Consider the following 4619-nt stretch of genomic DNA (forward strand, 5'->3'; position numbering starts at 1 on the left):
CCGAAACATGCCACTTAACCCATTTAAAACAAAGTCATCGGCAACCGAAACATGCCACTTAACCCATTTAAAACAAATCATCCCGCGCACCGGGCACCCCGCGCGTGCCCCCCCGCGCCTCACCCCCTATAACCGCGGATACACCCCCGGCCCGATCGGCAGCCCCGCCAGATACCACACCACCAGCAACAACAGCCAGGCGACGAAGAAAATCAGCGGGTAGGGCAGTACCAGCGCGTAGTAGGTGCCGAGCTTCGCCCCTTTCATATAACGCTGCAAAAAGCCCAGGAACAGCGGCACAAACGGCGAGACCGGCGCGAGCGGGATCACTGACGAATCCGCAATGCGGAACACCACCTGCGCGAAGGCGGGGTGGAACCCCAGCAGCATAAACATCGGCACAAAAATCGGCGCGAGAATCGACCAGATGGCCGAGCCGCTGGCGATAAACATACAGAGCAGCGCCGAGAGGAAAATCAGCCCGATAAACGCCGGCATCCCGGTCATCCCCGCAGATTGCAGCAGATCCGTCAGCCCCACCGCCATAAACCGGCCCATGTTGCTCCAGTTAAACAGCGCGACAAACTGCGCCAGCGGGAACACCATCACAATAAACCCGGCCATGCCCTTCATCGGGTCCACCAGCAGGGCGGGCAGGTCACCCTGGCGGCGGGTCTGCCCGGTAACCATGCCGTAAGGCACCGACACCACAAAAAAGAACAGAATGATGACCGGCACAATCCCCTGGATAAACGGCGACGGCACAATCGCGCCATTGACCGGGTTACGCAGCGGCGCGCCCTCCGGCACCACCAGCAGCGCCATTACGGCAATAAACAGCAGCGCCGCGATGCCGCTGGCACGCAGCCCGCGGTTCTGTTCCGGCGTCAGCGCTGTCAGCCGCGCCTCCTGCCCGCCGTGGTAGGGCGGCAGACGCGGCTCCACCAGCTTGTCGGTGATCAGCGCGCCGACCACCGTCAGCACCAGCACCGAGGCGGCCATAAAGTACCAGTTATCGATCACGCTGACGTGCACCGCCGGGTCGATCACCTTCGCCGCCTCCGTGCTCAGGCCGGAGAGCAGCACATCGGTGGTCACAATCAGCAGGTTGGCCGTGAAGCCGCAGCCCACCCCGGCAATCGCCGCCAGCAGCCCGGCCACCGGGTGGCGGCCCACCGCCAGGAAAATCAGCGCCCCCAGCGGCGGCATCACCACCAGCGCCGCATCCGAGGAGATGTGGCTGAAAAAGGCGATAAAAATCACCATATAGCTGGCGTAGCGCGCCTGCACGCCCGAGGCCATCTTATACATCAGCGTCTGTAACAGCCCGACGCGCTCCGCCAGCCCGGCACCCAGCACCAGCGCCAGAATCGCCCCCAGCGGGGTAAAGCCGCTGAAGTTCTTGATCACATTCGGCAGCATCCATTGCAGCCCCTCGACGCTGAGCAGGTTTTTCACCCGGATAATCTCCCCGTTGGCCGGGTTGATCGCCGTCAGCCCCGCCCAGGAGATCAGCGCACTGGCGATCATCAGCGCCACAATCAGGTAGATAAACAGCAGGAACGGGTGCGGGATGGTGTTGCCGATGCGCTCGATCCAGCCGAGCAGGCCGCCCGGCCTCTGCTTACTCTCTTCTGCTGCAAGACTCATGCATAACCCTCTGTCTGTGATGTTGTTATTGTGATAAAGGCAGAGGGCAGGCGGGGAACGGCCGCCTGCCCGCCGCTCAGGTGCCCAGCGGGGAGGGGGTTACCCCGGCCGGGATCGGGCAGTGGTAAGGGCGCGCCTCCCGCTGTTGCCGCTGCTCTTCCCGGCAGCGTGCCAACAGCGCCGGCTCTTCCAGCAGCCGCAGGGCGGTGGCGGCCATCACTTTGGCGGCCAGCCCCATGCCTTTATGCGCCACGGACGTCCGCCCCTGGGAGACCGTCTGCCAGGTGTGCAGCGGCGTGCCCAGCGCAAAGCAGGGGGCGAAACACTGGGCGGTGGGCACCAGCCAGCTCACGTCGCCGACGTCGGTGGAGCCGTAGAGGATCTGGTCGTTGGCCTGGTAAGGGGCGACGTCATCCACCAGCGCCTTGCCGCGCAGGCCTGCCGCGTAGGCGCTGCCCGCCTCGCCGCCGGTACGGGCGATGCTTTGCAGGTTGCTGGCGATCTCCTCCTCATTCAGCGTGGCCTGGATCGCGGCGGCGAACTGCTGCTCGCTGTCGCTGTAGTGCGGCGCGCCGAACGCCTGCAGACAGCCATACATCGCCTGCTCCAGCGTGCGGTTCGGCTCATAGTTGGAGCAGGCTTTCTCCACCTGCACCGTCATCTGCGTGCCGGTCATCAGCGCCGCGCCGCGCGCCACGTCGATCACCCGCTGGTAGACCGCCTGCGCCTGATCGATGCGCGGCGCGCGCACCAGATAGAGTACCGAGGCATCCGCCTGCACCACATTGGGCGACACGCCGCCGGTCTGGGTCACGGCGTAATGCAGCCGCGCCTCCGGGATGATGTGCTCACGCAGGAAGTTGCTGCCGGTGTTCATCAGCGTCACGGCGTCCAGCGCGCTGCGGCCGAGGTGGGGCGCGGCGGCGGCGTGGGCGGCCACGCCTTTAAAGCGGAAAGACGCCTGGATATTCGCCAGCGTGGGGTTGCTGAACATGCCGCAGAAGCTCTCCGGGTGCCAGGTCAGCGCGGCATCGGCATCCTCAAACAGCCCCTCACGCGCCATAAAGGTTTTGCCGGAGCCGCCCTCTTCGCCGGGGCAGCCGTAGACCCGCACCGTGCCCGCCTGCGGGTGCTGCTCCAGCCACGCCTTCACCGCCAGCGCGCCGCCCAGCGCCGCCGTGCCGAGCAGGTTGTGGCCGCAGCCGTGGCCGTTGCCGTTCTCTGTTAACGGCTGCGGCGCGGTAGCGCCCGCCTGCTGGCTCATGCCGGCCAGCGCGTCAAACTCCGCCAGCAGCGCGATCACCGGTTTGCCTTCGCCAAAGGCGGCGATAAAGGCGGTCTCCATGCCGCCGACGCCGCGCTCAACGCGAAACCCGGCCTGCGCCAGCGCGTCCGCCAGCATGGCCGAGGAGCGGTATTCCTGAAAACGGGTCTCCGGCTGGTCCCAGATGGCGTCACTCAGCGCGGCCAGCCGCGGCTGTTGCCGCTCAACCTCCTCACCAACAAAGGCGATCATCTCTGGGTTCATGCGTCCTCCCGGAAGGCGCGGATGTTCAGGGCCAGCGTTGCCAGGGTTTTCACCGCCACCGCCATTACGCTCTCGTCAAAGTCAAACCGCTCGTTATGGTGCCCGGCGCTGAGGTCGCAGCCGAACACCATGTAAGAGGCCAGCCCGCCGCGCGCCTTGACGCGCTCCATCAGGTAGGTGGCATCCTCAGAACCGGCGGCGGCCTCCTGCCGGTCAACAATCTTCACCAGCTCCGGGATCGCCTCCGCCTGCTGGTGGATAAAGCGCACCCAGGCGGCGCTGGGCGTGCTGCTCTGCGCTGCGCCCATCAGCGAGATTTCATGGGTAACGCCGTGCATCGCCGCCGCCCCGGCCACCACGTTCATCGCCTGCTGGAAGATGAACTCATTCACCTCGTTGGTGGCACCGCGGGTCTCGACTTTCATCGACGCCTGGGAAGGCACCACATTGCGGCCGCTGCCCGCCTGCAGTACGCCGACGTTGACCCGTGAGGCCCCGGCGCTGTGGCGCGGCAGGCTGTGCAAACCCAGGGCCGCCTGCGCCGCCGCCAGCAGCGCGTTGCGCCCCTCTTCGGGTTTGCCGCCCGCATGGGCCGCCACGCCGGTAAAGGTGACGTCAAATTTGGTGGTGGCCATAAAGGTATCGTTGCCGCACACCAGCTGCCCGGCCGGGACGCCGGTACCGATGTGGATGGCGGTGAAGAAATCGACATCATCCACCACCCCGGCTTCCGCCATCGATTTCGCGCCGCGCGTGCCCTCTTCGGCGGGCTGGAAAATCAGCTTGATGGTGCCGCACAGCTGGTCACGCATCGCCATCAGCACCTGCGCCAGTGCGATGCCGATGGTGGTGTGGCCGTCGTGGCCGCAGGCGTGCATCATGCCGGGGTTGCAGGAGGCGAAGCCGTCGCGGAACGGGCGGTGCTGCTCATCCAGTTGCTCGTTCAGGTCGAGCGCGTCCATGTCCACGCGGAAACCGATCACCGGCCCGGGGCGGCCGGTCGAAAGCGTCGCGACAAGGCCGGTAAAGCCGCCGGAGAAGGCGGGCAGCCAGCGCGCCACGGCACCCTGTTCCAGGGCGCGCTGCTCCTGTTCACGCAGCACCGCCTCCGGCGGCAGCCCCATGCGCGCCTCGGCCTTGATCACGTCGCGGCCGAGTTGCAGCTGATAACCCAGCTGTGACAGCGCCTCCGCGACTTTGCTGGCCGTGCGGAACTCCACCCAGCCCGATTCAGCATACTGGTGCAGGTCGCGCCGCCAGGCGGTCATGGCCGGCACCAGCGCGCGGACCTGCTGTGATAATTCGCTTTCTGTAACGCCGGTGTGGCTCTCTGTGATGTGACTGGTCATAACGCTCCCGTGAGTAAAAGGTGGCCAGGAGATGGCCGGTTCAGGATCGGCAGGGATAAGTTTTTGTTATCACCGCCACAGGCGGGGACAGG

The 4619-nt window shown here is 65.9% G+C and carries 3 protein-coding genes; all 3 read right to left on the minus strand.

Annotation, left to right across the window (positions count from 1 at the left end; translation table 11 throughout):
* Positions 1 to 126: 126 nt before the first annotated feature.
* Positions 127 to 1650, minus strand: coding sequence for a p-aminobenzoyl-glutamate transporter (gene abgT / locus CYR32_RS21060; RefSeq protein ID WP_101827032.1), 1524 nt, complete (start codon positions 1648 to 1650; stop codon positions 127 to 129).
* Between the two features lie 76 nt (positions 1651 to 1726).
* Positions 1727 to 3178, minus strand: coding sequence for a M20 family metallopeptidase (locus CYR32_RS21065; RefSeq protein ID WP_101827033.1), 1452 nt, complete (start codon positions 3176 to 3178; stop codon positions 1727 to 1729).
* Entirely contained in the window at positions 3175 to 4527 is a 1353-nt protein-coding gene (locus CYR32_RS21070) for a M20 family metallo-hydrolase (RefSeq protein ID WP_101827034.1), read from the minus strand. Before CYR32_RS21070 ends, CYR32_RS21065 begins: the two co-directional genes overlap by 4 nt.
* Positions 4528 to 4619 lie beyond the last annotated feature (92 nt).

Source organism: Chimaeribacter coloradensis (genome assembly GCF_002858715.1).
Lineage (GTDB): Bacteria > Pseudomonadota > Gammaproteobacteria > Enterobacterales > Enterobacteriaceae > Chimaeribacter > Chimaeribacter coloradensis.